Genomic DNA, 26,617 nt, shown 5'->3' on the forward strand with positions numbered 1-26,617 from the left:
ATGCCGTTCCATTACGAGAAGGACGCCGACGGCGTCGTCGTGGTGACCATGGACATGGACGGCCAGTCGGCCAACACGATGAACGCCCAGTTCCGCGAGCTGATGGCGCAGACCATGGACCGGCTCGAGGCCGAGCAGGGCCTGACCGGGGTGGTGATCGCCTCGGCCAAGAAGACCTTCTTCGCGGGGGGCGATCTGAACGCGCTGCTGGCGGTCGAGACGGCCGACGAGACCTATTTCCGCTACGTCGAGGAGAACAAGGCCTTCCTGCGCCGGCTCGAGCGGCTGGCCGTTCCGGTCGTCGCCGCCATCAACGGCGCCGCGCTGGGCGGCGGATACGAGATCGCGCTGGCCTGCAACCGGCGCATCTGCGTCGACGATCCGGCCGCCGTCACCGGCGTGCCCGAGGTCACGCTGGGCCTTCTGCCGGGCGCGGGAGGCGTGGTGCGCATCACCGCGCTGCTGGGGCTTGAGAAGGCGCTGCCCGTGCTGCTCGAGGGCAAGCCCCACGCCCCCGCCCGCGCGCTCGAGCTGGGCATGATCGACCAGATCGTCCCCGACCGCGAGTCGCTGATCCCCGCCGCCAAGGCCTGGATCAGGGCCAATCCCGACGCCCATGTCCAGCCCTGGGACCGCAAGGGCTTCCGCTATCCGGGCGGCGACGCCGACGCGCCGAACGTGCGCATGACCGCGACCGTCGCCCCGACGCTGCTGATAAGGAAGACCCGCGGCCTGTCGCCGGCGCCCGAAAGGATCCTGGACCTGGCGGTGAACTCGATGCGCATGGGCTTCGACAGCGCCCTGCGCGCGGAAAGCCGGGCCTTTTGCAAGCTGGTCGTCTCGCGCGAGGCGAAGGCGGCGATCTCGACCTTCTTCTTCGGCATGAACGCGCTCAAATCGGGCCGCTTCCGCCCCGAGGGGCCGCGCTGGCGCGCGCGCTCGGCGGCGGTGATCGGGGCGGGCATGATGGGCGCGGGCATCGCCTACGCCCATGCCGAGCGCGGGCTGGAAACCGCGCTGCGCGACGTCTCGGACGAGGCCGCCCGCGCCGGCAAGGCCCGCGCCGGCGCCATCGCCGAGGCGCGCGCGAAGAAGGGCCGCCTGAGCGCCGCCGAGGCCGAGGCGCTGACGGCGCGCATCCGCCCCACCGCGCAGGACGACTTCGCCGGGGCGGACGTGATCGTCGAGGCGGTGTTCGAAGACCTGGCGCTGAAGGAGAAGGTCATCGCCGACACCTTCCCCCTTCTGTCCGAGGAGGGGATCTACGGCACCAACACCTCGACCCTGCCCGTCTCGATCCTGGCCGAGGCCTGCCCGGACCCCGCGCGCTTCATCGGCATCCACTTCTTCTCGCCGGTCGAGAAGATGCAGCTCGTCGAGCTGATCGCGGGCGAGAAGACCTCGGCCGAGACGATCCGCAAGGCCTGGGACTATGTGCGCCAGATCGGCCGCATCCCCATCGTGGTCAACGACTCGCGCGGGTTCTTCACCAGCCGCGTCTTCGGAACCTATCTGGACGAGGGCATGGCGCTGCTGCGCGACGGCATGGCGCCCGCCGCCATCGAGCGCGCCGCGTGGAAGATCGGCATGCCGGTCGGCCCGCTCCAGGTCCATGACGAGGTCTCGCTCGAGCTGACGATGAAGGTCCACGCCACGCACAAGGCGCTGGACGCGCGGCTGGGGGTCGAGAACGGCTTTCCCGCCGACAACGCCGCCACGCTGGCCGTGGCCGGCCCCATGGTCGAGATGGGGCGCCTTGGCCGCAAGGCGGGCGCGGGGTTCTACGACTACGGCCCCGAGGGCCGGCGCCTGTGGCCGGGGCTGGCGCAGTTCGCGCAGGGGCCGGGCGCGTCCATGCGCGACGCCGAGGACCGGCTCTTGTGGCGCCAGGCCATCGAGGCGCTGCGCTGCCTCGACGAGGGGGTCCTGCGCTCGCAGGTCGAGGGCGACATCGGCTCGATCATGGCCATAGGCTTTCCGCACCACACCGGCGGGGCGCTGCGCTTCATCCGCGGCATGGGGCCCGAGGCCTTCAAGGCCCGCGCCGACCAGCTCGCCGACGCCTGGGGCGAGCGCTTCCGCGTGTCCGAGCGCGCCCTCGCCCGGCTGCGCGACGACGGCCGCGCCGCCGCCTGACCCTTCCGCCGCAAGGAGATTGCCATGCTCAGACGCCGCATCTACGAGCCCGAGCACGAGATGTTCCGCGACTCGGTCCGCAAATGGGCCGAGGCCGAGGTCTTTCCCCATTCCGAGAAATGGCGCGAAGACGGCATGGTCAGCCGCGAGGTCTGGCGCTCGGCCGGCGCCAACGGCTTTCTGTGCATGTATGCCGACGAGAAATACGGCGGCGCGGGGGTCGACGACTTCCGCTACGACATGATCCTGACCGAAGAGGTCGGCCCGCGCGAGCCGGGGCTGTTCATCCCGCTGCACAACCGCATCGTCGGCCCCTATCTGCAGCGCTTCGGAACCGAGGACCAGCGCGACCGCTACATGCCCGGCGTGGTCTCGGGCGAGACGATCCTGGCCATCGCCATGACCGAGCCCGGCGCGGGCTCGGACCTGGCGGGCATCCGCACCCGGGCCGAGGACAGGGGCGATCACTGGGTGCTGAACGGCGCCAAGACCTACATCTCGAACGGGCATCTGGCCGATCTGATCGTGGTCGCGGCGCGCACCGACCCCGCCCGGCCCCACGCCATCGGCCTGTTCCTGGTCGAATCGGGCTATCCCGGCTTTCGCCGCGGGCGGCGGCTGCGCAAGCTGGGGCTGCGCAGCCAGGACACCGCCGAGCTGTTCTTCGACGACGTCAAGGTGCCGAAGGAGAACGTCATCGGCGACCCGGCCGGGGGCTTCAAGCTGATGATGACCAACCTTGCCGAAGAGCGCATCACCGGCGCGGTCGGCTACATGGCCAAGGCCCAGCGCGCCTTCGACATCACGCTCGACTGGGTGCAGGAGCGCCGCGCCTTCGGCAAGCCCATCGGCGCCTTCCAGAACACCCGCTTCAAGATGGCCGAGATGCGCACCAGGATCGACGCCGCCCAGGCCTTCGTGGACCACTGCGCCATGGAGCATGTCGCCGGCCGGCTGACGGCCGAGCAGGCGGCGCAGGCCAAGCTTCTGTCCTCGGAGGTCGAGTGCGACGTGGCCGACGAATGCCTGCAGCTGCATGGCGGCGCGGGCTACATGGAGGAATACGAGATCTGCCGCATCTATGCCGACGCGCGCGTCAGCCGCATCTATGCCGGCACGTCCGAGATCATGAAGGAGATCATCGCCCGCGGCCTTGGCCTTGACGAGCGGAGGCGCAACTGATGGCCGCCCCCGCCCCTTCCCGCGGCCCGCTCGAGGGGCTGCGCGTGGTCGAGATGGCGGGTCTCGGCCCCTGCCCGCTGGCCGGGCAGCTGCTGGCCGATCTGGGCGCCGAGGTGATCGTGATCGAGCGCGCCTCGGGCGGGCCGCGGCCGCATGACGTGAACAACCGCGGCAAGCGCTCGGCGGCGCTGAACCTCAAGACCCCCGAGGGCGTCGAGGCGGCGCTGCGTCTGATCGACCGCGCCGACGCGCTGATCGAGGGCTTCCGCCCCGGCGTGATGGAGAAGCTGGGCCTCGGCCCCGAGATCTGCCATGCGCGCAATCCCGCGCTGGTCTACGGGCGCATGACCGGCTGGGGGCAGAGCGGCCCGCTGGCGCGCACGGCCGGGCATGACATCAACTATCTGGCGCTGACCGGCGCGCTCTGGATGATGGGCGAGCGCGACCGCCCGCCAACGCCGCCGCTGAACCTGGTGGCCGATTACGGCGGCGGCGCGATGTTCCTGCTGCTGGGCGTTCTGGCGGCGCTGTGGGAGCGCGGGCGCTCGGGCCGCGGCCAGGTGGTGGATGCGGCGATGGTGGACGGTGTGTCGGCCTTCGGCGGCATCTTCCGCATGATGTCGGCGCTGGGCGCCTGGCGAGAGGAACGGCAGGCCAATCTGCTGGACGGCGGCGCCCCCTTCTACCGCTGCTACGAGACCAGGGACGGCAAGTATCTGGCCGTCGGCCCGCTCGAGCCGCAGTTCTTCGCCCAGCTGCTCGAACGCGCGGGGCTGCCGGCGGCGCATCTGGCCGACCAGAACGACCGCGCCAAATGGCCCGAGCGCACGCGCCTTTACGCCGAGGTCTTCCGCAGCCGCACCCGCGACGAGTGGGAGCGGATCTTCGCCGGCTCGGACGCCTGCGTGGCGCCGGTGCTGGCGCCCTCCGAGGCGCCGGCCCATCCGCACAACGCCGCGCGCGGCGCGCATGTCGAGGTCGAGGGCGTGCTTCAGGCCGCCCCCGCCCCGCGCTTCGACCGCACCCCGGCGCCCGCCCCGCGCCCGCCCGCCCCGGCCGGCGCCGACACCGAAGCGGTTCTGCGCGAGGCCGGGCTGGACGACGCCGCCATCGACGCGCTGCGCCAGGCGGGCGCGCTGACCTGAGCGCAAGGCGGCGCGGCGGTGCGGGCGTGGCCGCGGCATGATCGCTCGGGGGCCGGCCTCGGCCCTCGTCGCCGCGCCGGCGCGGACGCGCCGGGGTTAGGGCCCGCGCGCATCGGGCCGCCCGCGCCGGCGAACCTGCCCGCGCATCGGGCGCGGGCGCGGCGGCCGCGTCGGCGCCGTGCTGCGGGAGCCCCTGTTTCGCCGCCATGACCCGGCCGCCTTCGGCCTGCGCCCGGCCGCCCGCTCCGGCGCCGGCGCCGGCAGGATCAGCCGCGCGGCGCGATGCCGTGAAAGTCGCGCAGCGCCGCGATCATGGGCATGTGCCGCTCGGGCGCGGGCGCGGCGCCGCGTCGGCGCCATCCTGCGGGAGCCCCTGTTTCGCCGCCATGACCCGGCCGCCTTCGGCCTGCGCCCGGCCGCCCGCTCCGGCACCGGCGCCGGCAGGATCAGCCGCGCGGCGCGATGCCGTGAAAGTCGCGCAGCGCCGCGATCATGGGCATGTGCCGCTCGGGCGCGGGCGCGGCGCCGCGTCGGCGCCGTCCTGCGGGAGCCCCTTTTTCGCCGCCATGACCCGGCCGCCTTCGACGTGCGCCCGGCCGCCCGCCCCGGCGCCGACGCCGGCAGGATCAGCCGCGCGGCGCGATGCCGTGAAAGTCGCGCAGCGCCGCGATCATGGGCATGTGCCGCTCGGGCGCGGGCGCGGCGCCGCTGACCCACAGATAGAGATCCTGGTCGTTCTCGGCCATCAGCGCCTCGAGCGCGTCGAGATCGCACGCGGCCCGGCCCTCGGCCACCGCGTCGGCGAAGGGGCCGAGGATCAGGTCCATCTCCTTGGTTCCGCGCCGCCAGCAGCGCAGCCGCAGCCGCTTGAGCCGCATCGCCGCGCCCTCGTCCGCCAAGGCGCCGTCGCGCTCGTGTCCCGTCATGTGTCCCTCGCTTCCTCGTCCCATAGCCGGGCCGCGCCGCGCACGCCCGATCCGTCGCCATGCATGTTTCGCCTTATGGCCGTTTCGAACACGTCCGAAAAGACGTGAGGCCGCGTCGCCTCGCTCAGCCGCGCCTCGATGTCGGGCAGGTTCGACAGCCCCCCGCCCAGGACCACCGCCTCGGGGTCGAGCACGTTCACGATCAGCGCCAGCGCCCGGCCCGCCCGGTCGAACCAGCGATCGAGCGCGGCGCGGGCGTCCTCGTCGCCCGCCTCGGCCAGCGCCGCGATCTCGGCCGCGTCCGGGCCCTCGCCCTCGGCCGCCCCGACGGCGCGGGCGAAATCGGCCGCCAGCCCCGGCCCCGACAGCCACGTCTCGATGCAGCCGCGCCGGCCGCACCAGCAGCGCGGCGGGTCCAGCTCGTCGGCGCGCGGGGCGGGAAGGGGGATGTGCCCCCACTCGCCCGCGACGCCGTTGCGCCCGCGCAGCGCGCGCCCCGCGATCACGATCCCCGCGCCAACGCCGGTGCCCAGGATCGCGCCGAACACGCTGCGCGCCCCCGCGCCCGCCCCATCGGCGGCCTCGGACAGCGCGAAGCAGTCGGCGTCGTTGGCCACGCGCACGGGCCGGCCCAGCGCCTGCGCCAGATCGCGCGCCAGGGGGCGGCCCAGCATCCACACCGCGTTGCCGTTGCGCGCCAGCCCGGTGGCCGGCGAGAGCGAGCCCGGCGCGCCCACGCCCGCGCGCGGCGCGCGCACCCCCGCGCGCGCCTCGAGCGCGGCGGCCAGATCGGCCATCGCGCGCAGGCAGGCCGCGTAGTCATGGCGCGGGGTGGGCGCGCGCATGCGCGCAAGCTCGCGCCCGTCGGGGGTCATCAGAACCCCCTCGATCTTCGTGCCGCCGAAGTCGAGGCCAAGGCGGGGCGCGTCGTCCGCGCCGCTCATGCCGCCGCCGGGCGATCGGGACGGGCGGCGCGCATCAGCCCCGCGCCGTCGCCAGCTTGCGCAGGCGCTTCTCCAGATGGGCCAGCCGGTCGCCCAGCCGCCCATGCTCGGCGCGGATGGCGCGCAGCTCGTCCAGCAGCGCGGCCTCTTCGACCGAGGGCGCATCGGGGCCCTCGTCGGCGGGCGCCGGGCCCTCGCCGCGGCCGGTCAGCAGCCAGCCCAGCGACACGTTCAGCAAACCGGCCAGCACCTCGAGCCGATTCGCGCGCGGCTCCGAGCGGTCGTCCTCCCAGTTGCGCAGCGTGGCGGGGCGCACGCCAAGCCGCGCGGCCAGCTGCGCCTGGCTCAGACCGGCGGCCATGCGCGCGGCGGCCAGGCGGTCTCCGAGGGTGGCGGCCTCTTCGCCATACCATTCCTGCGGGTCGGTCATCGGGCTTCCTCCTCGTGATTTCGTGGCTGTGGCGCCGCCGGCCCCGAGGGCGCGAAAAACGCCTCGGCCGCGGCGAAGGTCGCGGCGGCCAGGGCCTCGGGGCGCTCGCCGCGCAGGCGGGCGGTCTCCTGGGCGATCCAGACCAGGTTCGCCGGCTCGTTGCGCGCGCGGCGCGGGCCGCCCGCGTCGGTCCGGGGCATGGAGCGCGGGAACAGATAGGGCGCATCGGTCTCGAGCATCAGCCGCCCGGCGGGAATGCGGCCGATCAGGCGCACGAGCTCGGCGTTGCGGCGTTCGTCGCAGATCCAGCCCGTGACGCCGAAGCTCAGCCCCAGCTCGAGGCAGGTTTCGAGCAGCGCCTCGCCGCCGGTGAAGCAATGGAGCGTCGCGCGCGGCAGATCCCGGCCCATCGCGGCGAGCATCCGGCAGAACAGCGCCTCGGCGCCGCGCTGGTGCAGGAACAGCGGCAGCCCCAGATCGGCCGCCAGGCGCAGCTGCGCCTCGAAGGCGCGGATCTGCGCGTCGCGCGGGGCGTAGGCGCGCTCGAGATCCAGCCCGCACTCGCCCACCGCGCGCACCTCGGGGCGGGCCAGCAGCGCGCGCACAAGCGGGGCGTCCTCGTCCCAGCGCTCGGCATGGTGGGGATGGACGCCGGCGGTCGAGACGAAGCCGAGGCGCGCGGCCAGATCCGCCGAGGCCGCCGAGCCGGGCCCGTCCACGCCGGTCAGTGCCATGCGCGTCACCCCCGCCCTTTCCGCGCGCGCCACGACCTGATCGCGGTCGCGGTCGAAATGCGGCTTGGCCAGGTTCACGCCGATGTCGAACAGCTCCATGACGCGCAGCCTAGTCATGCGCGCGCAGGGCGCAAGGGGCGCGGCGACGCAGGCGCGCAGCCCTCGGGCCCCTGCCCCGGGCCGGTCCTGGCGCGCCGCGCCGCGCTGCGGCCGGGGGGCGGCCGGCGCTGCGGCTCCGGGGGCGCCGGAGCGCGGCCGCCCCGGCCTGGCCCGATGCGCCGCGCAAGGCCGCGCCGCCGCGCACGGGGCGGGCCGCGGGGCCGCGCAGCCTTCGCGCCGTTGCGCGCCAAGGGCCGCGCAGCGACGCCCCCGCGGCCGGTCAGGGCCCCCGCCCCGGCCGGTCCGGGCGCGCGGCCCACCGCGGCGGTCGGGGCGCACGGCTCTCGCCGCGGCCCCGGCGAAAACGGCGCGCCGCCCTCGCCGCCGGGTCGAGGGGCGACCCCTCGGAGCGGTCGGGGCGCAGGCGGGGCGCGCGCCTTGACGCCCGCTCGCGGGGCGGCGCGCAAGATCCGGGTGGCGGGGGCGGCGCGCGGGGCGCATGGTCGCCGCACGCAAAGGGTATCAACCATGGAGCCGACATGCGCATCACCAACCGCGCCTGGGCCGAGCTGGCGCTCTTGTCGCTGATCTGGGGCGCCTCCTTTCTGACCATCGCGCTGGCGTTGCGGGCGACGGGGCCGTTCACGGCGGTCTTCTGGCGCGCGTGCCTGGGCGCGGGGGCGCTGTGGGCCGCGGCGCTGGCGATGCGGCTCGGCGTTCCGCGCGACCTGCGTTTCTGGGGCGCATGCGCGGTCATGGGGCTGCTGAACAACGTCGTTCCCTTCACGCTGATGGCCTGGGGGCAGACCAGCATCGAGAGCGGCCTGACGGCGATTCTCAACGCGACGACGGCGGTGTTCGGCGTGCTGACCGCGGCGGCCTTCCTGCGCGACGAGCGCCTGACCGCGCCGCGCGCCGCGGGGGTGGCGCTGGGCCTTGCGGGCGTCGCCGCGATCGTCGGACCCGAGGCGCTGGGCGCGTTCGACATCCGCTCGCTGGGGCAGCTGGCGGTGCTGGGCGGGGCGCTGAGCTATGCGCTCGCCTCGGTGTGGGGGCGCGCGCGGCTGGGCGGGCGCCCGCCCGTGGTGGCGGCGGCGGGCATGACCAGCGCGGCGACGCTGATGATGGCGCCGCTCATGCTGCTCGTCGAAGGGCCGCCGCGGCTGGATCTGGGCGCCGCGGCATGGGGCGCGATCCTGTATTACGCGCTGATCGGCACGGCGCTGGCCTATCTGCTCTATTACCGCATCCTGGCCATGGCGGGCGCCGCGAACCTGATGCTGGTGACGCTGATGATCCCGCCGACCGCGATCGTGCTGGGGCGCGTCGTGCTGGACGAGCGCCTGGCCCCCTCGGCCTATCTGGGCTTCGCGCTGATCGCGCTGGGGCTCATCGCGATCGACGGCCGGGCCGCGGCGGCGCTGCGGCGCGCGCGCAGGCCCGCCCCGCGCGCCGCGCCGCCGACCAGGGGCCGCCCCGACCGGCCCTGAGCCGCCGCGCGGCGCGTGCGGCATCCGGTCCGCGCCGGCCTCGCCCAGCGCGCGCGCCCCGAGGACGGGCGCGCCGCTTGCCGGCCGCGCGCGACGCCGCGCCCGGCCCGCCCGGCCAAGGACGGCGCAAGGACGGCGCCCCGCCCGATCCGGCGCCCGATCGCCCCCCGGCCCGTCCCCGCCCCGCGCATCGCCGCGCGGAGGGCGCCATGGCCGGCAAGTCGCCCGCCCTCTCGCGCTTCGCCTTGCCGCGCGCGCGCGGCGGGCGTAGAGAGTGCGCGGACGCAACCAAGGAGCCTTCACGATGGCCTTTCTCGCCGACAGCCTCTCCCGCGTGAAACCCTCGCAGACCATCGCGGTCACCAACAAGGCGCGCGAGCTCAGGGCGGCCGGGCGCGACGTCATCGGCCTTGGCGCGGGCGAGCCCGATTTCGACACGCCCGACAACGTCAAGGCCGCCGCCAAGGCCGCCATCGACGCGGGGCACACCAAATACACCGCGGTCGACGGCATCCCCGAGCTCAAGGAGGCCATCTGCGCCAAGTTCAAGCGCGAGAACGGGCTCGACTACGCGCCCGCCCAGGTGTCGGTCGGGGCGGGCGGCAAGCAGGTGCTCTACAACGCCCTCATGGCCACGCTCAACCCGGGCGACGAGGTCATCATCCCCGCGCCCTACTGGGTCAGCTATCCCGACATGGTTCTGCTGGCGGGCGGCGCGCCGGTGATCGTCGAGGCCACGCTCGAGAACCGCTTCAAGATCACCCCCGAGCAGCTCGAGGCGGCGATCACGCCGAAGACCAAGTGGTTCATCTTCAACTCGCCCTCGAACCCCTCGGGCGCGGGCTATTCGCGCGACGAGCTAAAGGGCCTGACCGAGGTGCTCATGCGCCATCCCCATGTCTGGGTGATGACCGACGACATGTATGAGCACATCGCCTACCCGCCCTTCGAGTTCTGCACCCCCGCGCAGGTCGAGCCGGGGCTTTACGAGCGCACGCTGACCTGCAACGGCGTCTCGAAGGCCTATGCGATGACCGGCTGGCGCATCGGCTACGCCGCCGGCCCGGTCGAGCTGATCGCGGCCATGCGCAAGCTGCAGTCGCAAAGCACCTCGAACCCCTGCTCGATCTCGCAATGGGCGGCGGTCGAGGCGCTGAACGGCCCGCAGGACTTCCTGGCCGAGCGGCGCGAGGCCTTCCGCCGCCGGCGCGATCTGGTGGTGCGGATGCTCAACGAGGCCGAGGGCGTCGAGTGCCCCACCCCCGAGGGCGCGTTCTACGTCTATCCCTCGATCAAGGGCTGCATCGGCAAGACCGCCCCCTCGGGCAAGAAGATCGCCACGGACGAGGACTTCGCCGCCGAGCTGCTCGAGACCGAGGGCGTGGCGGTGGTGTTCGGCGCGGCCTTCGGATTGTCGTCGAACTTCCGCGTCTCCTACGCCACCTCGGACGAGCTGCTCGAGGAAGCCTGCCGGCGCATCCAGCGCTTCTGCGCCGCGCTGCGCTGAGGCCGCGCGCGGGGGGAGAGGCTGCGCGAGCCCTCGGCCCCGCGCGCCCCCGTCCCCGTGCGGCGCCCGGCCCGGCGGCGCGCGCCGTCGGGCCGGCACGCCCCCCCCCGTTCCCGCGCGAACCGCGCCCGTTGTCCCCTCTGCGCCCCGCCGGTAACGTCATGACCGCGCGCAGCGAAATCCCACGGAGGGGACAGCGGATGGAACGACCCAGCCTGACCGTCGGCATCGAGGAGGAATACCTGATCGTCGACCGCGAGACGCGCGATCTGGTCGCCCGTCCCGATCCGGCCTTCATGCAGGCCTGCGAGCGGCGCCTGGGCAAGCGCGTGACGGTCGAGTTCCTGCAATGCCAGGTCGAGGTCGGCACCGCCCCGCACGCCACCGTCCCCGAAGCGGCGGATGAGCTGCGCGCCCTGCGCGCCGCCGTCGCCCAGACGGCGGCCGAGTTCGGCTATGCGCCCATCGCCGCCTCGTCCCACCCCTTCGCCCGCTGGCGCGATCAGACCCACACCCGCAAGGAGCGCTACGACGCCCTGCGCGCCGATCTGGGCCAGACCGTGCGCCGGCTGCTGATCTGCGGGTGCCATGTGCATGTCGGCGTCGAGGACGAGGACCTGCGCATCGACCTGATGAACCAGGCGGCGTATTTCCTGCCCCATCTTCTGGCGCTCAGCTGCTCGTCCCCGTTCTGGGAGGGCGAGGACACCGGCCTGGCCAGCTACCGGCTGACGGTGTTCGACGCCCTGCCCCGCACCGGGCTGCCCGATCCGCTCGGCTCGTATTCGGAATACCGGCGCCTGACCGACCAGCTGGTGCGCTCGGGCTGCATCGAGGACGCGACGCGCATCTGGTGGGACATCCGGCCCTCGGACCGCTTCCCCACGCTCGAGCAGCGGGTCACGGACGTGTGCTCGCTGGCGCGCGACGCAGCGACGGTGGCCGCGCTCTATCAGAGCCTTCTGGCCTATCTGTTCCGCCTGCGCACGCGCAACCAGCGCTGGCGGCTGTATCCGCACACGCTGATCCGCGAAAACCGCTGGCGCGCCCAGCGCTACGGCGTCTCGGGCGAGCTGGTCGATCACGGGCGCGCGCGCCTTGCCCCCATGGCCGACCTGGTCGAGGAGCTGATCGACATGCTCGGCCCCGACGCCGAGGCGCTGGGCTGCGCGGCCGAGCTGCGCCATGCGCGCGCCATCGCCGCGCAGGGCGTGTCGGCCGACCGGCAGCGGCGCGTGCACGCCGCCGCGCTCGAGGCCGGCGCCGATCCGGCCGAAGCCATGCGCGCGGTCGTCGATTCGCTGATCGAGGAATTCGCCGCAGGCTGAGCTTGGCGATCCCCCGCCCGCCGCGCTAACCTTTTGCGCAACGAAACGAAGACGCAGGGGGAAACGCCATGAACGCGCAAACGCCGCGCGCCTATCCGCCCATGCCCAGGGTGCGGCCGCTGAGCTGGGCCGACATCCGCGACGCGGTGGCCAGGGGGCTGGACGATTTCCGCGCCGCGCCGCTCTACGGGCTGTTCTTCGGCGGCATCTTCGCCGCGGGCGGGCTGTTGATGCTGGCCTTCCTGACGCGGCTCGAGATGCCGTGGATGATCCTGTTCCTCGGGGTCGGCTTCCCGCTGATCGGACCCTTCGCCGCGGTCGGGCTTTACGAGGTCAGCCGCCGGCGCGAGCTGGGCCTGCCGCTGAGCTGGCGCGCCGTTCTGGGGGTGGTCTTCGCCCAGAGCCGGCGCGAGCTGGGCTGGATGGCCTTCGTGACGCTCTTCATCTTCTGGGTGTGGATCTATCAGGTGCGGCTCTTGCTGGCGCTGTTCCTGGGGGGCAAGTCCTTCTCCTCGCTGGACGAGTTCCTGACCGTCGTCGCGACCACCCCCGAGGGGCTGGGCTTTCTGGCGGTGGGCACGCTCGACGGCGCCTTTCTGGCGACGGTGCTGTTCTCGGCCACGGTGACGGCGATTCCGCTGCTTCTGGACCGCGAGCGCGACTTCATCACGGCGCTCATCGTCAGCTTCCAGACGGTTTTCCGCTCGCCCGTGGTGATGATCGGCTGGGCGTGGATCGTGACCGCCGCGGTGATGCTCTCGATGCTGCCGGCCTTTCTGGGGCTGGTGGTGACGCTGCCGGTGCTGGGCCATGCGACCTGGCATCTTTACCGCCGCGCGGTCGAGCCCGACGAGGCCCCCACGCAGGACGCCGCCCAGGACGCCGCCGGCGCGCCCCCGGGCGCGGGCGACGCCGACGCGCTGCGCGGGCCGGCCTGAGGCGCAGAAAATGGCGCGGCGACCCTTGAGATCGCCGCGCCTGCCTTTGAATGCGGAACTGAAATCAATTTCAACCAAGAGGGACCGGCGCGCCCCCCGACGCACGCCTTGTCAAATCAGGCGCCGCGGCTTTCGCCGCTCCGGTCGGGATCCCGTGGGATCCGTCGATGCCGGCGGCTTCCCCTCCGCCGGTCTTCTCCCCCCATGCGATTGCGTCATCAACGATTCCGAAACTATCGATTCGTCGTGACAGGATCGTGACGTTGCGTCGGGCGGGCGCGAAAAAACGCCGAAGCGGCTGAACCGCCTTCCGAGCCGCCCCGCGAATCGCGCCCGAAGCGCCTCCGCGCCGGCCTCAGCCGCGCCCGGCCGCCGCGCGCCCCGCGGCCCGGCCCGAGAAGATGCACCCGCCCAGGAACGTGCCCTCGAGCGCCCGCGCGCCATGCAGCCCGCCGCCGCCGAAGCCCGCCGCCTCGCCCGCCGCGAACAGCCCCGGCGCCGGAGCGCCGTCGGCGCCCAGGGCGCGCGCCTGCAGGTCGGTCTCGATCCCGCCCAGGGTCTTGCGGGTCAGGATGTTGAGCCGCACCGCGATCAGCGGGCCGTTCGCCGGGTCGAGCAGCTTGTGCGGCGGCGCGGTGCGGATCAGCCGATCGCCGCGATAGCGGCGCGCGTTGCGGATGGCCATGATCTGCGCGTCCTTGCAGAAGGGGTTGTCGAGCTGCGCGTCGCGCGCGGCGATCTGCTCGAGCATGTCGGCCGGGTCCAGCAGATCCTCGCCCGTCATGGCGTTCATCGCCTCGATCAGCGCGCGCGGATCCTCGCGCACGATGAAATCGGCGCCCTTCTCCTTGAAGGCCTCGACCGGCCCCGGCGCGCGCCGCCCGACCGCGCGCCGCGCGACCATGCGCCAGCTGCGCCCGGTCAGGTCGGGGTTCTGCTCGGACCCCGACAGGGCGAATTCCTTGCGGATGATCTTCTGCGTCAGCACGAACCAGGAATGATCGCGCCCCGTGCGCAGGATCCGCTCGAGCGTGCCCAGCGTGTCGAAGCCGGGCAGATACGGCGCCTCGAGCCGCCGGCCGAAGGCGTCGAACCACATCGAGGACGGCCCCGGCAGGATGCGGATCCCGTGCGCGGGCCAGATGGGGGCCCAGTTGCGCACGCCCTCGACATAGTGCCACATGCGATCGCGGTTGATCAGGCGCGCCCCGGCGGCGGCGGCGATCTCGATCCCGCGCCCGTCCACATGCGCCGGCACGCCCGACAGCATCGCGCGCGGCGCGGGGCCCAGGCGCTCGGGCCACAGGGCGCGGACCTTCTCGAGATCGCCGCCCACCCCGCCCGAGGCCAGGATCACGGCCTCGGCCTCGACGGCGAAGGCGCCCAGCTCGCGCCGGTTCGTCGGCGCGCCGCGCGGGGCCTCGTCCGGGGCCAGGATCGCCCCCTGCGCGCCCGCCGCGGCGCCCGCGCGCATGACGATCTCGTCGACGCGGCGGCGGAACAGCAGGCGCAGCCGCCCGGCCTCTTGCTGCGCGCGCAGCCGCCGCTCCAGCGCCTCGACCAGCGCCGGGCCCGTGCCCCAGGCGACGTGAAAGCGCGGGACCGAATTGCCCGGCCCCGAAGCGTCATGCCCCCCGCGCTCGGCCCAGCCCACGACGGGAAAGAACCGCACGCCGCGCTCGCGCAGCCAGGCGCGCTTTTCGCCGGCGGCGAAGTCCACATAGGCCTCGGCCCAGGCGCGCGGCCAACGGTCCTCGGGGCGGTGGAAGCCCGCCGTGCCGAGCCAGTCGCGCAGCGCCAGATCGCGGCTGTCGCGCACGCCCATGCGCCGCTGCTCGGGGCTGTCGACCAGGAACAGGCCGCCGAACGACCAGAAGGCCTGCCCGCCCAGGCTCTGCGGCCCCTCCTGATCCAGAAGGATCACCTTGCGCCCGGCCTCGGCCGCCTCGGCCGCGGCGGTCATGCCCGCAAGCCCCGCGCCGATCACCAGCACATCCGCCCGTTCCGTTTCCATGCGCTCCTCCGCCCTCGCGCCGGTCCCGACGCCGGCTTCGGCGCAAGCGTGCCCCGTCGCCGCGCAGCCCGCAAGACGCCGCGCGGCGCGCGCGGCCGGCCCCCGCCGAAGCGCCGCCGGGGCGGCCTTCAGCCTGGCGGGGGACGGCGGCCCTGCTCGGCGCGGCGGGCGCGGCGCGCGGCGCGCGCGGTCCACAGCCGCAGCGCCGGGCGCAGGGCGTCGCCCAGCCGGCCGAGCGCCGCCAGCTCGGCGCCGACGAAGACCTCGGCCCTGCCCCGCGCCATCCCGCGCAGCAAGGCGCGCGCGACCTCTTCGGCCGAGCGCACCCGCGCCGCGCCCGACAGCGCCGCCAGCTCGGGCGGCTTGAGCGGCCGTTCCGCCGCCAGTTGCGGCGTGTCCGTGTCGGGCGGATGGCAGATGGTGACACCGACGCCGAAGGGCGCGCATTCGGCGCGCAGCGTCTCGGCAAGCCCGCGCAGCGCGAACTTGGTCGGCCCGTAAGCCGCGTAGCCCGGCACCCCCACGAGCCCCGCGCCCGACCCGACCAGCCCCGCCGCGCCGCGCCTGCGCGCGCGCATTCCCGCAAGCGCCGGGCGCAGCAGGTTGAGCGCGCCGAAATAGTTCACCTCCATCAAGGCGCGGAACGCCTCGGGCGGCAGCGCCTCGAAACGGCCCGGCAAGGTCGCGCCCGCCGACAGGATCAGCGTCTCGACCGGCCCGAATTCGCCCTCGGCCTCGCGCAGCGCTCGCGCCGCCGCCTCGGCGTCGGTCACGTCCAGCGGCGCGACGCGCACCCGCGCGCCCGGCGCGGCGCGGCGCACGCGCTCGGCGGCGGCGCTCAGCCGCGCCGGGTCGCGGGCGGCCAGGGTCACCGGCGCGCCCCGCCGCGCCAGAAGCTCGGCCGCGGCAAGGCCGATGCCGCTCGATCCGCCCGAGACGAAGGCGTGGCCGTCGGTCAGGCGCCTGGGGGACATGCGCTCCTCCATCGCAGTTGCGGGCGCGCCAGGGCGCCGGCCGCGCCAGTGGGCGCCGCGGCGGGCGCGCATGTCAACGGCGGGCCGGGGGGCGATCTTGCGTCGCGGGATCGGGGCGCTCGAGATCGGGGGCCCGAGAGCGCGTCGGTTCGGGGCCGAACTGAAATTGAAAATCATTCTCATTCATCTTGACGCGACGCCGTCCGCGCGCCTAGATGAGAACGGCTCGCAAGAAGGAGAACCGCGCATGACCCACCGACGCCCGGCGCAAGCCGCCAACGCCCGCGCCGCCGCGCCGACCCGGCGGGGCCTGCTGGCCGGCGCCGCCGCGCTGGCGCTGGCGGCGGCCGCGCCGCTGCGCGCGCAGGACAAGCCGCGCGTCGTCTGCACCACCTCGATGCTGGGCGACATGATGCGCAACCTGGCCGGCGGCCGGGCCGAGGTCCGGGCGCTCATGGGCCCGGGGATCGACCCGCATTCCTACCGGCAGACGCGCTCGGACGTGGCGCTGATGCTGCGCGCCGATCTGATGGTGTGGCACGGGCTGTGGCTCGAGGCGCAGATGGACGACTTCCTGCGCGAGCTGGCCCGGCGCAAGCCCGCCGCCGCGCTGGCCGAATCCCTGCCGCGCGCGCTGCTGCGCCCGCATGATTCCTACCCCGACCGCTGGGACCCGCATGTGTGGATGGACCCGGCCCTGTGGGCGCGCCTGCTGACGCCGGCGGCGGCGCTGCTTGCGCGCATCGACCCCGAGGGCGCCGACGCCTTCGCCGCCGCGGCCGAGCGGCACGGCGCCGAGATGGCCGCCCTCGACGCCTATGCGCGCGAGACCCTGGCCACCGTCCCGCCCGAGCGGCGCGTGCTGATCACGGCGCATGACGCCTTCGGCTATTTCGGCCGCGCCTATGGCTTCGAGGTGATGGGCGTGCAGGGCATGTCCACCGAGTCCGAGGCCGGCCTGCAGCGCATCCGCCAGCTGGTGGACGTGCTGGTCTCGCGCCGCGTGGGCGCGGTGTTCGTGGAAAGCTCGGTCTCCGAGCGCAATCTGCGCGCGCTGATCGAGGGCGCGGCCGCGCGCGGGCACGAGGTGCGCGTGGGGGCCGAGCTCTACTCGGACGCCATGGGGCCCGAGGGCAGCTACGAGGGCACGTATCTGGGCATGATCGATCACAACGTGACCGCCATCGCCCGCGCGCTGGGCGGACGGGCGCCGGCGCGCGGCATGCGCGGGCTTCTGCGCGAGGCGCAAACATGAGCGCCGCCTGCGAAGCCGCCGCGGCGGCCGGACCCGCCCGGCTTGCGCGCGATGCCGCGGCGGGCGCGGCCGAGAAGGCCGGGACGGCGACCATGGCGCGCGCCCCCGCCCAGGGCATGAGCGTGCGCGGTCTGAGCGTCAGCTACGGGCGCACCCCGGCGATCATGGACGTGGACGCCGATTTTCCCCTCGGCGCCATGACCGCCATCATCGGTCCCAACGGCGCGGGCAAGTCGACTCTGCTCAAGGCGGCGCTCGGGCTTGTGCCGCGGCTGACGGGCGAGGTGCGCGTCCTGGGTCGCCCGCTCGAGCGCGCGCGCGACCTGATCGCCTATGTGCCGCAACGCGCCTCGGTGGATTGGGAGTTCCCCGCCCGCGTCATCGACGTGGCGTTGATGGGGCTTTACCGGCGCAAGGGGCTGTGGCGCCTGTTCGACCGGAACGACCGCCGCCGGGCGATGGAATGCCTGGCCATGGTGGGGATGGAGAGCTTCGCCCGGCGCCAGATTGGCGAGCTGTCGGGCGGCCAGCAGCAGCGCGTGTTCATCGCCCGCGCCCTGGCGCAGGACGCGCAGGCCTATCTGCTGGACGAGCCCTTCGCCGGCGTCGACGCGGCGACCGAGCGCGCCATCGTCGCGGTTCTGCGCCAGCTGCGCGACGCCGGGCGGGCGGTGGTCTGCGTGCATCATGATCTGAGCACCGCGCCGGTCTATTTCGACCGGGCGCTGCTGCTCAACCGCGTGGTCGTGGCGCAGGGCCCGACGGCCGAGACGCTGACCCCGCGCAACCTGCGGCTGGCCTATGGAGGCCGGCTCGAGACCGCGGCGACGCCATGACCCGCGCGGCCGGGTCCCGCCGCGCGCCGCAGGACCCTTCCGGGCGCCTCCACCCGGCGGCCAGGCTCCCCGCGCGCCGCCCTGCGCCCGAACTCGCTGCGCGCCGCCCCGCCATGCGCCGCCGCCCGCCCCGCCCCGCCGCGCCAAGCAGCGCGGCCTGCCCTATCGCGCGCCGCCACGCGCCCTGCCCCGCCGCGCGCTGCAGCGCGCCTCGTCCCGTTGCGCCCTGTTGCGCGCCCTGCCCCGCCGCGCGCTGCCCCGTTGCGCCAAGCGGCGCCTCCTCCCCCGTCGCGCGCCGCCACGCGCCCTGCCCCGCCGCGCGCCGCCGCGCGCCTTGCCCCGTCGCGCGCCGCCGCGCGTCCTGCGCCGCCGGACCCCGCCCTGCCGCCGGTTCCGCCGCGCGCCGAGGCGCCGGCGTGTCGCGGCGATGGTTCGCGCCCGATCGCGCCTCGTCGGCTCCCGCCCCGTCTGGTCCTGCGCCGTCCGGTCCCGCGCCATCCGCTTCCGCCGCGCCCCACGCCGGCGCCGTTCGCGCCCCGGCGGGGCAGGCGCGGACCGCGGGCGGGCAAGGCGCCGGGGGGGCGCGGCGCGCCGGAGCGGCGGGCAAAGGCGCGCGGGGCTGTGCCGCGCGAAGCAGGATCTCGTGATCATGGACCCGATGAGCGAATTCCTGCGCGCCCTGACCTTGAACGCCGGCTACAACGCCGCGCTGGTCGCCGTCGGCGCGGCGCTGCTGGGCGGCGCGGCGGGCGGCGCGGCGGGAACCTTCGTGGGCCTCAGGCGGCGCGCCCTGGCCACCGACGCGGCGGCCCATGCCACGCTGCCGGGGGTGGCGGCGGCGTTCATGCTGATGGCGTGGCTGGGCGGCGACGGGCGCTGGCTGCCGGGGCTGCTGGCGGGCTCGGCGCTGAGCGCGGCGCTGGGCATGTGGCTGGCCGACCGCATGGCCGCGCGCACGCGCTTGCCCGAGGACGCGGCCATCGGCGCGATCCTGTCCACCTTCTACGGGCTGGGCGTGGTGCTGCTGACGGTGATCCAGGGCATGAACGCGGGCAAGGCGGCGGGGCTGTCGGGCTTTCTGCTGGGGCAGACGGCGGGCATGCTGCGCGCCGAGGCGCTGACCATCGCCGCGGCGGGCGCGCTGGCCGGACTGATCGCCTTTGCGCTGCGCACGCCGATGACGCTGGTCTGCTTCGATCCGGGCCATGCGGCGGCGATGGGCGTGCCGGTGCGCGCGGTGGATCTGGCGATCATGGGCCTTGCGGTCGGCGTGACGGTGATCGGGCTCAAGATCGTGGGGCTGGTGCTGGTGGTGGCCTTGCTGATCGTGCCGCCGGCGGCGGCGCGCTTCTGGACCGACCGGGTCGAAGCGATGACGGCGCTCGCCGCCCTGATGGGCGCGGCGGCGGGGTGGATCGGCGCGGCGCTGTCGGCCTCGGCGCAGGACATGCCCGCGGGGGCGCTCATCGTGCTGACGGCGTTCGGGCTTTTCGCGCTGTCCATGCTGGCGGCGCCGAGGCGCGGCGCGCTGGCCGCGCTGGCCGCAAGGCGGGCGGTGCGGCGGCGCATGTTGCTGCGCCAGGGCCTGGCCGCCCTGGCGCGCGGCGCCGCCCCGGGCGACGCGGCGCAGCTTCGCGCGCTGCGCCGGGCCGGCATGATCGGTCCCGACGGCGCGCCCACCGCGCGCGGGCTTGCGGCCGCCGCCGAGGTGGCGCGCGACATGCGCCGACGCAGCTTTCTGCGCGGGGGCTACGCGCTGGATGCGGGGCTGACCGAGTTCCTGACGCGCGACGACGGGCTGACCCCGCTCGAGCGCATGCTGGCGCCCGACCAGCTGGCGGCGCTGGACGCGGCCATGGCAAGCGGCGGAGAGGCGCCATGATCGATTCCCTGATCGCCGAGATCTCGAGCCCGGAATTCGTGCAGCTGAGCCTGCCGCCCATGGTCATCGGCGCGCTGGCGGCGATGAGCTGCGCCCTGCCCGGCAACTTTCTGCTGCTGCGCCGGCAGTCGATGCTGGCCGATGCGGTCTCGCATGTGGCGCTGCCCGGCATCGTCGCCGCCTTCCTGCTGACCGGCTCGATGGCCGGCGGAACGATGATGCTGGGCGCGGGCGCGGCGGCCCTTGTCGCGGCGGGCATGATCGAGGCGGTGCGGCGCGTGGGCCGGCTCGAGCCCGGGGCGGCCATGGGCGTGGTGTTCACGGCCATGTTCGCGCTGGGGGTGCTGATGCTCGAGCGCACGGGCGCCTCGGGCGTGCATCTGGACGTCGAGCACGCGCTTTACGGCAATCTCGAAAGCCTGATCTGGTTCGACGCGACGGGCTGGAGCTCGGCGGCCGATCCGCGCGCCCTGGCGGGGCTGCCGGCGCCGCTGTGGCGGCTGGCGGCGGCGCTGGCGGCGATGGCGGCGCTGACGCGGCTGTTCTGGAAGGAGCTGACCATCTCGACCTTCGACCCCGGCCATGCGCAGGTCATCGGCGTGCCGGTGCGCGCGCTGAGCCTGGGCCTGACGGGCGCGACCGCGGCGGCGGCGGTGGCGGCCTTCGACGCGGTGGGCTCGATCCTGGTCATCGCCATGTTCATCTGCCCGCCCGCGGCGGCGCGGCTGTGCGCGAACACGCTGTCGCGGCAGGTCTGGCTGAGCATGCTGTTCGCGGCGCTGTCGGCGCTGGTCGGCTATGTGCTGGCGGGCTACGGGCCGCTGTGGCTGGGGGCGCGCGGCTCGGTCAGCGCGGCGGGGATGATCGCGGTGGTCTCGGGGCTGATCCTGGCGCTGGCCTGCGTGGCGGGGCCGGCGCGGCGGCGCGCGGGCGGGGCGCTCGGCGCCGAGGGAAGATGAGGGCGCGGGCGGCGGCGATTCCCGCCAAGTCAAGGGCTTGACCGTCCGAGCGACTCGGCCTAGCGTGCCCTCAGCGATTGGCCGAGCCAGTCCGACAGGGAAGAGACGACATCCGGAAAACCGGTGCGTGAAAGCGGGCGCCGCCCCACGGCGCTCGCGATTTCCTGCGCGCATTCGCCGGGCGCGGCGGGCTTTGGCCTTGATTTCGCCGCCGCGCGCGCCCAGACACGAGACGGGCGGCGCCGGCGCCGCTCTTGGCTGGACAAACTCAGGACGACCGACCCCATGACCTCCACCCTTCGCATCGCGCTCGCCGCGGCGGCCCTGGCCGCAGCCGCCCCCGCCTGGTCGCAGACCGCCGCGCCCCAGCCGGCCCCCCAGCCCGCCGCGCCGCCGGCGGCGCAGGCCGAGGCGCCCAGGACCGCCCCGGCCGCCCCGCGCGAGGTCGAGGTGGCGCGGCATGGCGACTGGCGCGTGGTCTGCGTGCCCGAGGGCAAGCCCTGCGTGATGCTGCAGGACGGCTTCAACGCCCAGGGGCAGAAGATCATGCAGGTGCGCATCCGCAAGATCCCGCCCCAGCAGACCCAGGCCGGCACGGTCGAGGCGGCCATGCAGGTGGCGGTGCCGCTGGGCGTGCTGCTGCCCGCGGGCGTGCGCATCCAGATCGACCGCGACAAGCCCCTGGTCGCCGGCTACACCATCTGCGACCGCGGCGGGTGCATCCTGCAGCAGCCGGCGCCGAACCGCCTGATCGCGGCCATGAAGAAGGGCGCCAAGGCCACCTTCACCATCGTCGCCCCGCCCAACCGCGAGATCCCGGTGGATATCTCGCTCACCGGCTTCACCGCGGCGTGGAACGCGCTCGAGCCCTGACGCGCCCGCGCCCGGCGCGGTTGACTTGCCGGGCCGGGCGGCGTATCTGACGCGGGAATCCCCGGAAGCCAACGCTTCCGGTCCCCGCCATGCGCGGGGATCGCCGCCGGCCAGCGCGTTGCGCCCGCCGGCGCGAAACCGCTTGCCGACGGCCCCGGGGCCGCGGCGCACCGCAACGTTCGCCTCAAGGAGGGGCGCCGATGTTCGAGAGCCTTTCAGAGCGCCTTTCGGGCGTGTTCGACAAGCTCACCAGGCAGGGCGCGCTGACCGAGGCCGACGTCTCGGCGGCGCTGCGCGAGGTGCGCGTGGCGCTGCTCGAGGCGGACGTGTCGCTGCCCGTGGCGCGCGACTTCATCCGCCAGGTGCAGGCCAAGGCCGCCGGCCAGGCGGTCACGCGCTCGGTCACGCCGGGCCAGCAGGTGGTCAAGATCGTCCATGACGAGCTGGTGGCCATGCTGGCGGGCGACGAGGGCGAGATCGGCGCCCTGCGCATCGACAGCCCGCCCGCGCCGGTGCTGATGGTCGGCCTTCAGGGCTCGGGCAAGACGACCACCACCGCCAAGCTCGCCCGCCGCCTGAAGGAGAAGGATTGCAAGAAGGTCCTGATGGCCTCGCTCGACACGCGCCGCCCCGCGGCGATGGAGCAGCTGGCCGTGCTGGGCGCGCAGATCGGGGTGGACGTGCTGCCCATCGTGCCCGGCGAAACGCCGGTGCAGATCGCCCGGCGCGCGCGCCAGCAGGCCATGCTGGGGGGCTACGACGTCTACCTGCTCGACACCGCCGGGCGCCTGTCCATCGACGACGAGCTCATGGCCGAGGTCGCGGCCGTGCGCGACGAGGTCAAGCCGCGCGAGACGCTGCTGGTCGTCGACGGCCTGACCGGCCAGGACGCGGTGCACACGGCCGAGAATTTCGACCGCCGCATCGGCGTCACCGGCGTCGTGCTGACGCGCATGGACGGCGACGGGCGCGGCGGCGCGGCGCTGTCGATGCGCGCCGTCACCGGCAAGCCGATCAAGTTCGTCGGCCTGGGCGAGAAGATGGACGCGCTCGAGGAATTCCACCCCGAGCGCGTGGCCGGCCGCATCCTGGGCATGGGCGACATCGTCAGCCTGGTCGAGAAGGCGCAGGAGACGATCGAGCAGGAAGAGGCCGAGCGCATGATGAAGCGGTTCCGTCAGGGCCGCTTCGACATGAACGACCTCAAGACCCAGCTCGAGCAGATGCTGCGCATGGGCGGCGTCGGCGGCCTGATGTCCATGCTGCCGGGCATGGGCAAGATGCAGAAGCAGCTGGACGCCGCGGGCCTCGACGACAAGGTGCTGCGGCGCCAGATCGCCATCATCCAGTCCATGACCAAGGCCGAGCGCCGCAACCCCCAGATCATGCAGGCCAGCCGCAAGAAGCGCGTGGCCAGGGGCTGCGGGCTTGAGGTCTCGGACGTCAACAAGCTTCTGAAGATGCACCGCCAGATGGCGGACATGATGAAGAAAATGGGCAAGATGGGCAAGATGGGCAAGAAGGGCCTGCTGCGCGGCGGCCTTGGCGCGCTGCTGGGCAAGGGCGCGCCGGCGCCCGACGCGGCGGGCCTTCCGCCCGGCCTGGCGCCCGGCGCGACGCCCCCGGGCCTGCCGGGCGGGCTGCCCGGTCTGGGCGGCGGGGCGCTGCCGCCGGGCCTTGCGGGCCTGACGCGCGGAGCGGGCAAGAAGAAATGAGCGAAATGCAGAACGACGCCGCCCGCGCGCAGCAGCTTCTGGCCGCCTACCGCGCCGACATCGACAATCTGGACGCGATCCTGGTCTACACCCTGGCCCAGCGCTTCAAGGCGACCAAGGCGGTCGGGCGGCTCAAGGCCGAGCACGACCTGCCCCCCGCCGACCCCGCCCGCGAAGAGCGCCAGATCGCCCGCCTGCAGAAGCTGGCGCAGGACGCCGACCTGGACCCCGAATTCGCGAAGAAGTTCCTGAGCTTCATCATTCAGGAAGTCATTCGCCACCACGAGCAGATGCAGAAATAGGGCCTCGGCCCGCCACCGGTCATCCAAGGAGACACGACAATGGCCATCAAGATCCGCCTCGCCCGCGCGGGCTCGAAGAAGCGTCCCTTCTACCGCGTCGTCGCCGCCGACAGCCGCGCGCCGCGCGACGGCCGCTTCATCGAGAAGCTGGGCACCTACAACCCGCTCCTGCCCAAGGACAGCGAGGACCGCGTCAAGCTGAACGTCGAGCGCATCATGGAGTGGATCTCCAAGGGCGCGCAGCCGACCGACCGCGTCTCGCGCTTCCTCGAGGCGGCGGGCGCCATCGAGAAGAAGCAGCGCGCCAACCTCAAGAAGGGCCAGCCGGGCAAGAAGGCGCAGGAGCGCGCCGCCGCCCGCGCCGAGAAGGCCGCCGCCGCCGCCGAGGCTTCGGCCGAGTAAGCCCCGCGCGCCCGCGGCGCAAGGAGGCGGCGCATGGACGTCTTTCCCGACGATTTCCGCGCCCGGCTCGCCGAGCTGATGCGGCTGCGCCGGGACGTTCGCCGCTTCCGCCCCGACCCGGCGCCGGCCGAGGTCATCGAGGCCATGCTCGCGGCCGCGCGCCTCGCGCCCTCGGTCGGGCTGTCCGAGCCGTGGCGCTTCGTCCACGTCGCCAGCGAAGCGGCCCGCGCCGCGGCGCTGGCGAATTTCCAGCAGGCCAACGCCCGCGCGCTCGCCGGATATTCGGGCGAGCGCGCGCGCCTTTACGCCGGGCTCAAGCTGTCGGGCATGCGCGAGGCGCCCGTGCAGCTGGCCGTCTTCTGCGACGACAGCACGCCCAAGGGCGCGGGTCTGGGCGCCGCCACCATGCCCGAGACGCGCCGCTACTCGGTGGTGGCGGCGGTGACGAACATGTGGCTGACGGCGCGCGCCGCGGGGCTGGGCATGGGCTGGGTCTCGATCCTGGACCCCGAGCGGCTGGCGCGCGATCTGGACGTGCCCGCCGACTGGTCGCTGGTGGCCTATCTGTGCATCGGCTGGCCCGAAGAGAACCTGGAAGAACCCGAGCTTGAACGCGCGGGCTGGGAGTCGCGCGCCCCCGCGCCGCCCCGCCCGCTGGTCCGCTGACCGCGCCGGTCCCCGCCGCGCGCGGGGCCGCCCCGCAAGGAGACGACGCCCATGACCGCATCCAAGGCGCATGACGACGCCCCCGCCGGACATGTCTGCGTCGGCGCCGTGGCCGGCGCCTATGGCGTGCGCGGCGAGGTGCGGCTCAAATCCTTCTGCGCCGAGCCCGCCGCCATCGCCGACTATGCGCCGCTGGTCGCCGCCGACGGACGCAGCTTTTCGGTCACGCTGATCCGGCCGCTCAAGGACGGCTACGCCGCGCGCCTGTCGGGCGTGAGCACGCGCGAGCAGGCCGAGGCGCTGCGCGGGCTGCGCCTTTACGCCCCGCGCGAGCGGCTGCCCTCGTTGCCCGAGGACGAATTCTACCACGCCGACCTCATCGGGCTCGAGGTGGTCAGCGTCGGCGGCGCCCCCCTTGGGCGGGTGATCGCGGTGCATGACCACGGCGCGGGCGACATTCTCGAGATCGCCGGGCCGGGGCTGACGCACACCGCCCTTCTGCCCTTCACCCGCGAGGCGGCGCCGACGGTGGATCTTGCCGCCGGGCGCATCGTGGCCGACCCGCCCGAGGGCGTCTTCCCCGCCCGCGGCGACGACGCGGACGCCGCCCCCGGGGCCGACGACGCGGGCGCTGGCGGCGACGCGCCCGACGCGCCCGGCGCGCGCGACGCGCCCGACGGGGGCGACGGGGCATGAAGGCGCCCGCCCCCGGCGTCTGGACCGCGCGGGTGCTGACGCTGTTTCCGCAGATGTTCCCCGGCCCGCTCGGCATGTCGCTGACCGGCCGGGCGCTGGAGCGCGGCCTGTGGGCGCTCGAGCCCATCGACATCCGCGACTTCGCCTTCGACCGCCACCGCTCGGTGGACGCGCCGCCGGCGGGGGGCGGGCCGGGCATGGTCATGCGTCCCGACGTGGTGGCCGCGGCCATCGACCACGCCGATGCGGGGCTGTCGCGCGAAGAATGGCCGATCATCTACCTGTCGCCGCGCGGGCGGCGCTTCGATCAGGCCATGGCGCGGCGCCTTGCGGCCTGCCGGGGCGCGACGCTGCTTTGCGGCCGTTTCGAGGGCGTGGACCAGCGCGTTCTGGACGCGCGCGGCGTCGAGGAGGTGTCGCTGGGCGATTTCGTGCTGACGGGCGGAGAAATTCCCGCCATGGCATTGATCGACGCCACGGTTCGGCTTATACCCCGCGTTCTCGGGAACGCCGAGTCGACGCAGGAGGAATCGTTCTCTTCCGGTCTGCTCGAACACCCGCAGTATACGAGGCCGACGGAATGGGAAGGCCGCGCGATACCGGAGGTGCTCCTCTCCGGCCATCACGCGAAGATCGCCGCCTGGCGGCGCGCCCAGTCCGAACGCCTGACCAAGGAACGTCGTCCCGACCTCTGGCGGGCCCTGTCGGAAGGCAGCGCGGACCCGGAAGGAGAGGCAGAGCTCTCGGACGCGAAAACCTCCGCCGCGACAGGCGGGCAGAAGAAGGACGAACGCTGATGAACCTGCTTCAGCAGATCGAGGCCGAGCACATCAAGGAGCTTGGCAAGGACATCCCCGATTTCGCCCCGGGCGACACGGTGCGCGTGGGCTTCAAGGTGACCGAGGGCAACCGCACCCGCGTCCAGAACTACGAGGGCGTGTGCATCGCGCGCAATGGCGGCTCGGGCCTGGGCGCGTCCTTCACCGTGCGCAAGATCTCGTTCGGCGAGGGCGTCGAGCGCGTGTTCCCGCTGCACTCGCCGCTGATCGACAGCATCACCGTGGTGCGCCGCGGCAAGGTGCGCCGCGCCAAGCTCTACTATCTGCGCGCGCGCCGCGGCAAATCGGCCCGCATCGCCGAGCGCAGCAACTACAAGCCCAAGGAAGACTGAGCCTTCCAGGGCA

Annotated in this window: 24 protein-coding genes and 1 pseudogene; 19 read left to right on the top strand and 6 right to left on the bottom strand. The window is 74.1% G+C overall.

Features of this window, described 5'->3' with window-relative positions; genetic code table 11:
- Genes BMW67_RS13665 through BMW67_RS13675 form a run of 3 tightly spaced genes read left to right on the top strand, consistent with a single transcriptional unit; the run spans position 1 to position 4,463 of the window.
- A complete protein-coding gene (locus BMW67_RS13665) occupies positions 1 to 2,136 on the top strand; it encodes a 3-hydroxyacyl-CoA dehydrogenase NAD-binding domain-containing protein (RefSeq protein ID WP_072748230.1) in 2,136 nt (711 codons plus the stop codon).
- 24 nt (positions 2,137 to 2,160) lie between these two features.
- A complete protein-coding gene (locus BMW67_RS13670) occupies positions 2,161 to 3,318 on the top strand; it encodes an acyl-CoA dehydrogenase family protein (protein ID WP_072748231.1) in 1,158 nt (385 codons plus the stop codon).
- Positions 3,318 to 4,463 (top strand): CaiB/BaiF CoA transferase family protein, encoded by a 1,146-nt coding sequence (locus BMW67_RS13675; RefSeq protein WP_072748232.1) that lies wholly within the window; start codon positions 3,318 to 3,320, stop codon positions 4,461 to 4,463. Before BMW67_RS13670 ends, BMW67_RS13675 begins: the two co-directional genes overlap by 1 nt.
- Before the next feature lie 626 nt (positions 4,464 to 5,089).
- Here the strand turns inward: BMW67_RS13675 and BMW67_RS13680 are convergent.
- From BMW67_RS13680 to BMW67_RS13695, 4 genes are read right to left on the bottom strand one after another with little or no spacing between them, the layout of a single operon-like run.
- A complete protein-coding gene (locus BMW67_RS13680) occupies positions 5,090 to 5,389 on the bottom strand; it encodes a succinate dehydrogenase assembly factor 2 (protein WP_072748233.1) in 300 nt (99 codons plus the stop codon).
- Positions 5,386 to 6,333, bottom strand: a complete 948-nt coding sequence (locus BMW67_RS13685; protein WP_072748234.1) for an ROK family protein — start codon at positions 6,331 to 6,333, stop codon at positions 5,386 to 5,388. The genes BMW67_RS13680 and BMW67_RS13685 overlap by 4 nt, the downstream gene beginning before the upstream one ends.
- A 34-nt stretch (positions 6,334 to 6,367) precedes the next feature.
- Positions 6,368 to 6,763, bottom strand: coding sequence for a helix-turn-helix domain-containing protein (locus tag BMW67_RS13690; RefSeq protein ID WP_072748235.1), 396 nt, complete (start codon positions 6,761 to 6,763; stop codon positions 6,368 to 6,370).
- A complete protein-coding gene (locus BMW67_RS13695) occupies positions 6,760 to 7,614 on the bottom strand; it encodes a TatD family hydrolase (protein ID WP_218139774.1) in 855 nt (284 codons plus the stop codon). The genes BMW67_RS13690 and BMW67_RS13695 overlap by 4 nt, the downstream gene beginning before the upstream one ends.
- Before the next feature lie 521 nt (positions 7,615 to 8,135).
- Between BMW67_RS13695 and BMW67_RS13700 the strand changes: the two genes are divergently transcribed.
- The 4 genes from BMW67_RS13700 (at position 8,136) to BMW67_RS13715 (ending at position 12,859) form a co-directional block, all read left to right on the top strand.
- A complete protein-coding gene (locus BMW67_RS13700; protein ID WP_072748236.1) occupies positions 8,136 to 9,086 on the top strand; it encodes a DMT family transporter in 951 nt (316 codons plus the stop codon).
- Between the two features lie 304 nt (positions 9,087 to 9,390).
- Positions 9,391 to 10,593 carry a pyridoxal phosphate-dependent aminotransferase gene (locus tag BMW67_RS13705; RefSeq protein ID WP_072748237.1) on the top strand — a complete coding sequence of 401 codons (1,203 nt, stop codon included), beginning with the start codon at positions 9,391 to 9,393 and terminating at the stop codon, positions 10,591 to 10,593.
- Positions 10,594 to 10,793: 200 nt separating this feature from the next.
- On the top strand, positions 10,794 to 11,921 hold the full coding sequence (locus BMW67_RS13710) for a carboxylate-amine ligase (protein WP_072748238.1): 1,128 nt from the start codon (positions 10,794 to 10,796) through the stop codon (positions 11,919 to 11,921).
- 68 nt (positions 11,922 to 11,989) lie between these two features.
- A complete protein-coding gene (locus tag BMW67_RS13715; RefSeq protein WP_072748239.1) occupies positions 11,990 to 12,859 on the top strand; it encodes a DUF2189 domain-containing protein in 870 nt (289 codons plus the stop codon).
- Positions 12,860 to 13,214: 355 nt separating this feature from the next.
- Here the strand turns inward: BMW67_RS13715 and BMW67_RS13720 are convergent, their stop codons facing one another.
- Positions 13,215 to 14,873, bottom strand: coding sequence for an FAD-binding dehydrogenase (locus BMW67_RS13720; RefSeq protein ID WP_072748297.1), 1,659 nt, complete (start codon positions 14,871 to 14,873; stop codon positions 13,215 to 13,217).
- A 128-nt stretch (positions 14,874 to 15,001) separates the two neighbouring features.
- Positions 15,002 to 15,847 carry an SDR family NAD(P)-dependent oxidoreductase gene (locus tag BMW67_RS13725; protein WP_072748240.1) on the bottom strand — a complete coding sequence of 282 codons (846 nt, stop codon included), beginning with the start codon at positions 15,845 to 15,847 and terminating at the stop codon, positions 15,002 to 15,004.
- A 247-nt stretch (positions 15,848 to 16,094) separates the two neighbouring features.
- Here BMW67_RS13725 and BMW67_RS13730 point away from each other — a divergent pair, with 247 nt between their 5' ends.
- The 12 genes and pseudogenes from BMW67_RS13730 to rplS all read left to right on the top strand — a co-directional run bounded on the left by BMW67_RS13730 (position 16,095) and on the right by rplS (position 26,604).
- Positions 16,095 to 17,102, top strand: a complete 1,008-nt coding sequence (locus BMW67_RS13730; protein WP_072748241.1) for a metal ABC transporter solute-binding protein, Zn/Mn family — start codon at positions 16,095 to 16,097, stop codon at positions 17,100 to 17,102.
- Between the two features lie 92 nt (positions 17,103 to 17,194).
- On the top strand, positions 17,195 to 17,938 hold the full coding sequence (locus tag BMW67_RS13735; protein WP_072748298.1) for a metal ABC transporter ATP-binding protein: 744 nt from the start codon (positions 17,195 to 17,197) through the stop codon (positions 17,936 to 17,938).
- Between the two features lie 649 nt (positions 17,939 to 18,587).
- Positions 18,588 to 19,820, top strand: a complete 1,233-nt coding sequence (locus BMW67_RS13740; RefSeq protein ID WP_072748242.1) for a metal ABC transporter permease — start codon at positions 18,588 to 18,590, stop codon at positions 19,818 to 19,820.
- The gene (locus tag BMW67_RS13745; protein ID WP_177174515.1) at positions 19,817 to 20,779 is read left to right on the top strand and encodes a metal ABC transporter permease; all 963 of its coding nucleotides are present in this window, start codon (positions 19,817 to 19,819) and stop codon (positions 20,777 to 20,779) included. The genes BMW67_RS13740 and BMW67_RS13745 overlap by 4 nt, the downstream gene beginning before the upstream one ends.
- 285 nt (positions 20,780 to 21,064) lie before the next feature.
- Positions 21,065 to 21,652 (top strand): invasion associated locus B family protein, encoded by a 588-nt coding sequence (locus BMW67_RS13750; RefSeq protein ID WP_072748243.1) that lies wholly within the window; start codon positions 21,065 to 21,067, stop codon positions 21,650 to 21,652.
- A 200-nt stretch (positions 21,653 to 21,852) separates the two neighbouring features.
- Complete coding sequence (gene ffh / locus BMW67_RS13755) at positions 21,853 to 23,367, top strand: signal recognition particle protein (protein ID WP_072748244.1); 1,515 nt, start codon at positions 21,853 to 21,855, stop codon at positions 23,365 to 23,367.
- 5 nt (positions 23,368 to 23,372) lie between these two features.
- Positions 23,373 to 23,669, top strand: a complete 297-nt coding sequence (locus tag BMW67_RS13760; protein ID WP_370426856.1) for a chorismate mutase — start codon at positions 23,373 to 23,375, stop codon at positions 23,667 to 23,669.
- A 39-nt stretch (positions 23,670 to 23,708) separates the two neighbouring features.
- On the top strand, positions 23,709 to 24,071 hold the full coding sequence (gene rpsP, locus BMW67_RS13765) for a 30S ribosomal protein S16 (RefSeq protein WP_072748246.1): 363 nt from the start codon (positions 23,709 to 23,711) through the stop codon (positions 24,069 to 24,071).
- A 33-nt stretch (positions 24,072 to 24,104) separates the two neighbouring features.
- Positions 24,105 to 24,737 carry a 5,6-dimethylbenzimidazole synthase gene (bluB, locus tag BMW67_RS13770; RefSeq protein WP_072748247.1) on the top strand — a complete coding sequence of 211 codons (633 nt, stop codon included), beginning with the start codon at positions 24,105 to 24,107 and terminating at the stop codon, positions 24,735 to 24,737.
- 51 nt (positions 24,738 to 24,788) lie between these two features.
- Positions 24,789 to 25,316, top strand: a pseudogene (gene rimM, locus BMW67_RS13775) (ribosome maturation factor RimM); the annotation flags it as partial.
- 113 nt (positions 25,317 to 25,429) lie between these two features.
- On the top strand, positions 25,430 to 26,230 hold the full coding sequence (gene trmD / locus BMW67_RS13780) for a tRNA (guanosine(37)-N1)-methyltransferase TrmD (protein WP_072748248.1): 801 nt from the start codon (positions 25,430 to 25,432) through the stop codon (positions 26,228 to 26,230).
- On the top strand, positions 26,230 to 26,604 hold the full coding sequence (gene rplS, locus BMW67_RS13785) for a 50S ribosomal protein L19 (protein ID WP_072748249.1): 375 nt from the start codon (positions 26,230 to 26,232) through the stop codon (positions 26,602 to 26,604). The genes trmD and rplS overlap by 1 nt, the downstream gene beginning before the upstream one ends.
- The last annotated feature ends 13 nt before the right edge of the window (positions 26,605 to 26,617 follow it).

The sequence above is a fragment of the Oceanicella actignis genome (assembly GCF_900111545.1).
Classification (GTDB): Bacteria; Pseudomonadota; Alphaproteobacteria; order Rhodobacterales; family Rhodobacteraceae; genus Oceanicella; species Oceanicella actignis.

Excerpts from the sequence above, each read along its gene's own strand:
- BMW67_RS13745 (WP_177174515.1), top strand. The coding sequence starts at position 19,817 with ATGATCGATTCCCTGATCGCCGAGATCTCGAGCCCGGAATTCGTGCAG.
- rpsP (WP_072748246.1), top strand. The coding sequence starts at position 23,709 with ATGGCCATCAAGATCCGCCTCGCCCGCGCGGGCTCGAAGAAGCGTCCC.
- BMW67_RS13760 (WP_370426856.1), top strand. The coding sequence starts at position 23,373 with ATGCAGAACGACGCCGCCCGCGCGCAGCAGCTTCTGGCCGCCTACCGC.
- BMW67_RS13675 (WP_072748232.1), top strand. The coding sequence starts at position 3,318 with ATGGCCGCCCCCGCCCCTTCCCGCGGCCCGCTCGAGGGGCTGCGCGTG.
- BMW67_RS13690 (WP_072748235.1), bottom strand. The coding sequence starts at position 6,763 with ATGACCGACCCGCAGGAATGGTATGGCGAAGAGGCCGCCACCCTCGGA.
- BMW67_RS13750 (WP_072748243.1), top strand. The coding sequence starts at position 21,065 with ATGACCTCCACCCTTCGCATCGCGCTCGCCGCGGCGGCCCTGGCCGCA.
- BMW67_RS13680 (WP_072748233.1), bottom strand. The coding sequence starts at position 5,389 with ATGACGGGACACGAGCGCGACGGCGCCTTGGCGGACGAGGGCGCGGCG.
- BMW67_RS13715 (WP_072748239.1), top strand. The coding sequence starts at position 11,990 with ATGAACGCGCAAACGCCGCGCGCCTATCCGCCCATGCCCAGGGTGCGG.
- BMW67_RS13720 (WP_072748297.1), bottom strand. The coding sequence starts at position 14,873 with ATGGAAACGGAACGGGCGGATGTGCTGGTGATCGGCGCGGGGCTTGCG.
- BMW67_RS13665 (WP_072748230.1), top strand. The coding sequence starts at position 1 with ATGCCGTTCCATTACGAGAAGGACGCCGACGGCGTCGTCGTGGTGACC.
- rplS (WP_072748249.1), top strand. The coding sequence starts at position 26,230 with ATGAACCTGCTTCAGCAGATCGAGGCCGAGCACATCAAGGAGCTTGGC.
- trmD (WP_072748248.1), top strand. The coding sequence starts at position 25,430 with ATGAAGGCGCCCGCCCCCGGCGTCTGGACCGCGCGGGTGCTGACGCTG.
- BMW67_RS13725 (WP_072748240.1), bottom strand. The coding sequence starts at position 15,847 with ATGTCCCCCAGGCGCCTGACCGACGGCCACGCCTTCGTCTCGGGCGGA.
- BMW67_RS13705 (WP_072748237.1), top strand. The coding sequence starts at position 9,391 with ATGGCCTTTCTCGCCGACAGCCTCTCCCGCGTGAAACCCTCGCAGACC.
- BMW67_RS13670 (WP_072748231.1), top strand. The coding sequence starts at position 2,161 with ATGCTCAGACGCCGCATCTACGAGCCCGAGCACGAGATGTTCCGCGAC.
- BMW67_RS13710 (WP_072748238.1), top strand. The coding sequence starts at position 10,794 with ATGGAACGACCCAGCCTGACCGTCGGCATCGAGGAGGAATACCTGATC.
- BMW67_RS13700 (WP_072748236.1), top strand. The coding sequence starts at position 8,136 with ATGCGCATCACCAACCGCGCCTGGGCCGAGCTGGCGCTCTTGTCGCTG.
- BMW67_RS13735 (WP_072748298.1), top strand. The coding sequence starts at position 17,195 with ATGGCGCGCGCCCCCGCCCAGGGCATGAGCGTGCGCGGTCTGAGCGTC.
- BMW67_RS13685 (WP_072748234.1), bottom strand. The coding sequence starts at position 6,333 with ATGAGCGGCGCGGACGACGCGCCCCGCCTTGGCCTCGACTTCGGCGGC.
- BMW67_RS13730 (WP_072748241.1), top strand. The coding sequence starts at position 16,095 with ATGACCCACCGACGCCCGGCGCAAGCCGCCAACGCCCGCGCCGCCGCG.
- BMW67_RS13695 (WP_218139774.1), bottom strand. The coding sequence starts at position 7,614 with ATGACTAGGCTGCGCGTCATGGAGCTGTTCGACATCGGCGTGAACCTG.
- ffh (WP_072748244.1), top strand. The coding sequence starts at position 21,853 with ATGTTCGAGAGCCTTTCAGAGCGCCTTTCGGGCGTGTTCGACAAGCTC.
- BMW67_RS13740 (WP_072748242.1), top strand. The coding sequence starts at position 18,588 with ATGGACCCGATGAGCGAATTCCTGCGCGCCCTGACCTTGAACGCCGGC.
- bluB (WP_072748247.1), top strand. The coding sequence starts at position 24,105 with ATGGACGTCTTTCCCGACGATTTCCGCGCCCGGCTCGCCGAGCTGATG.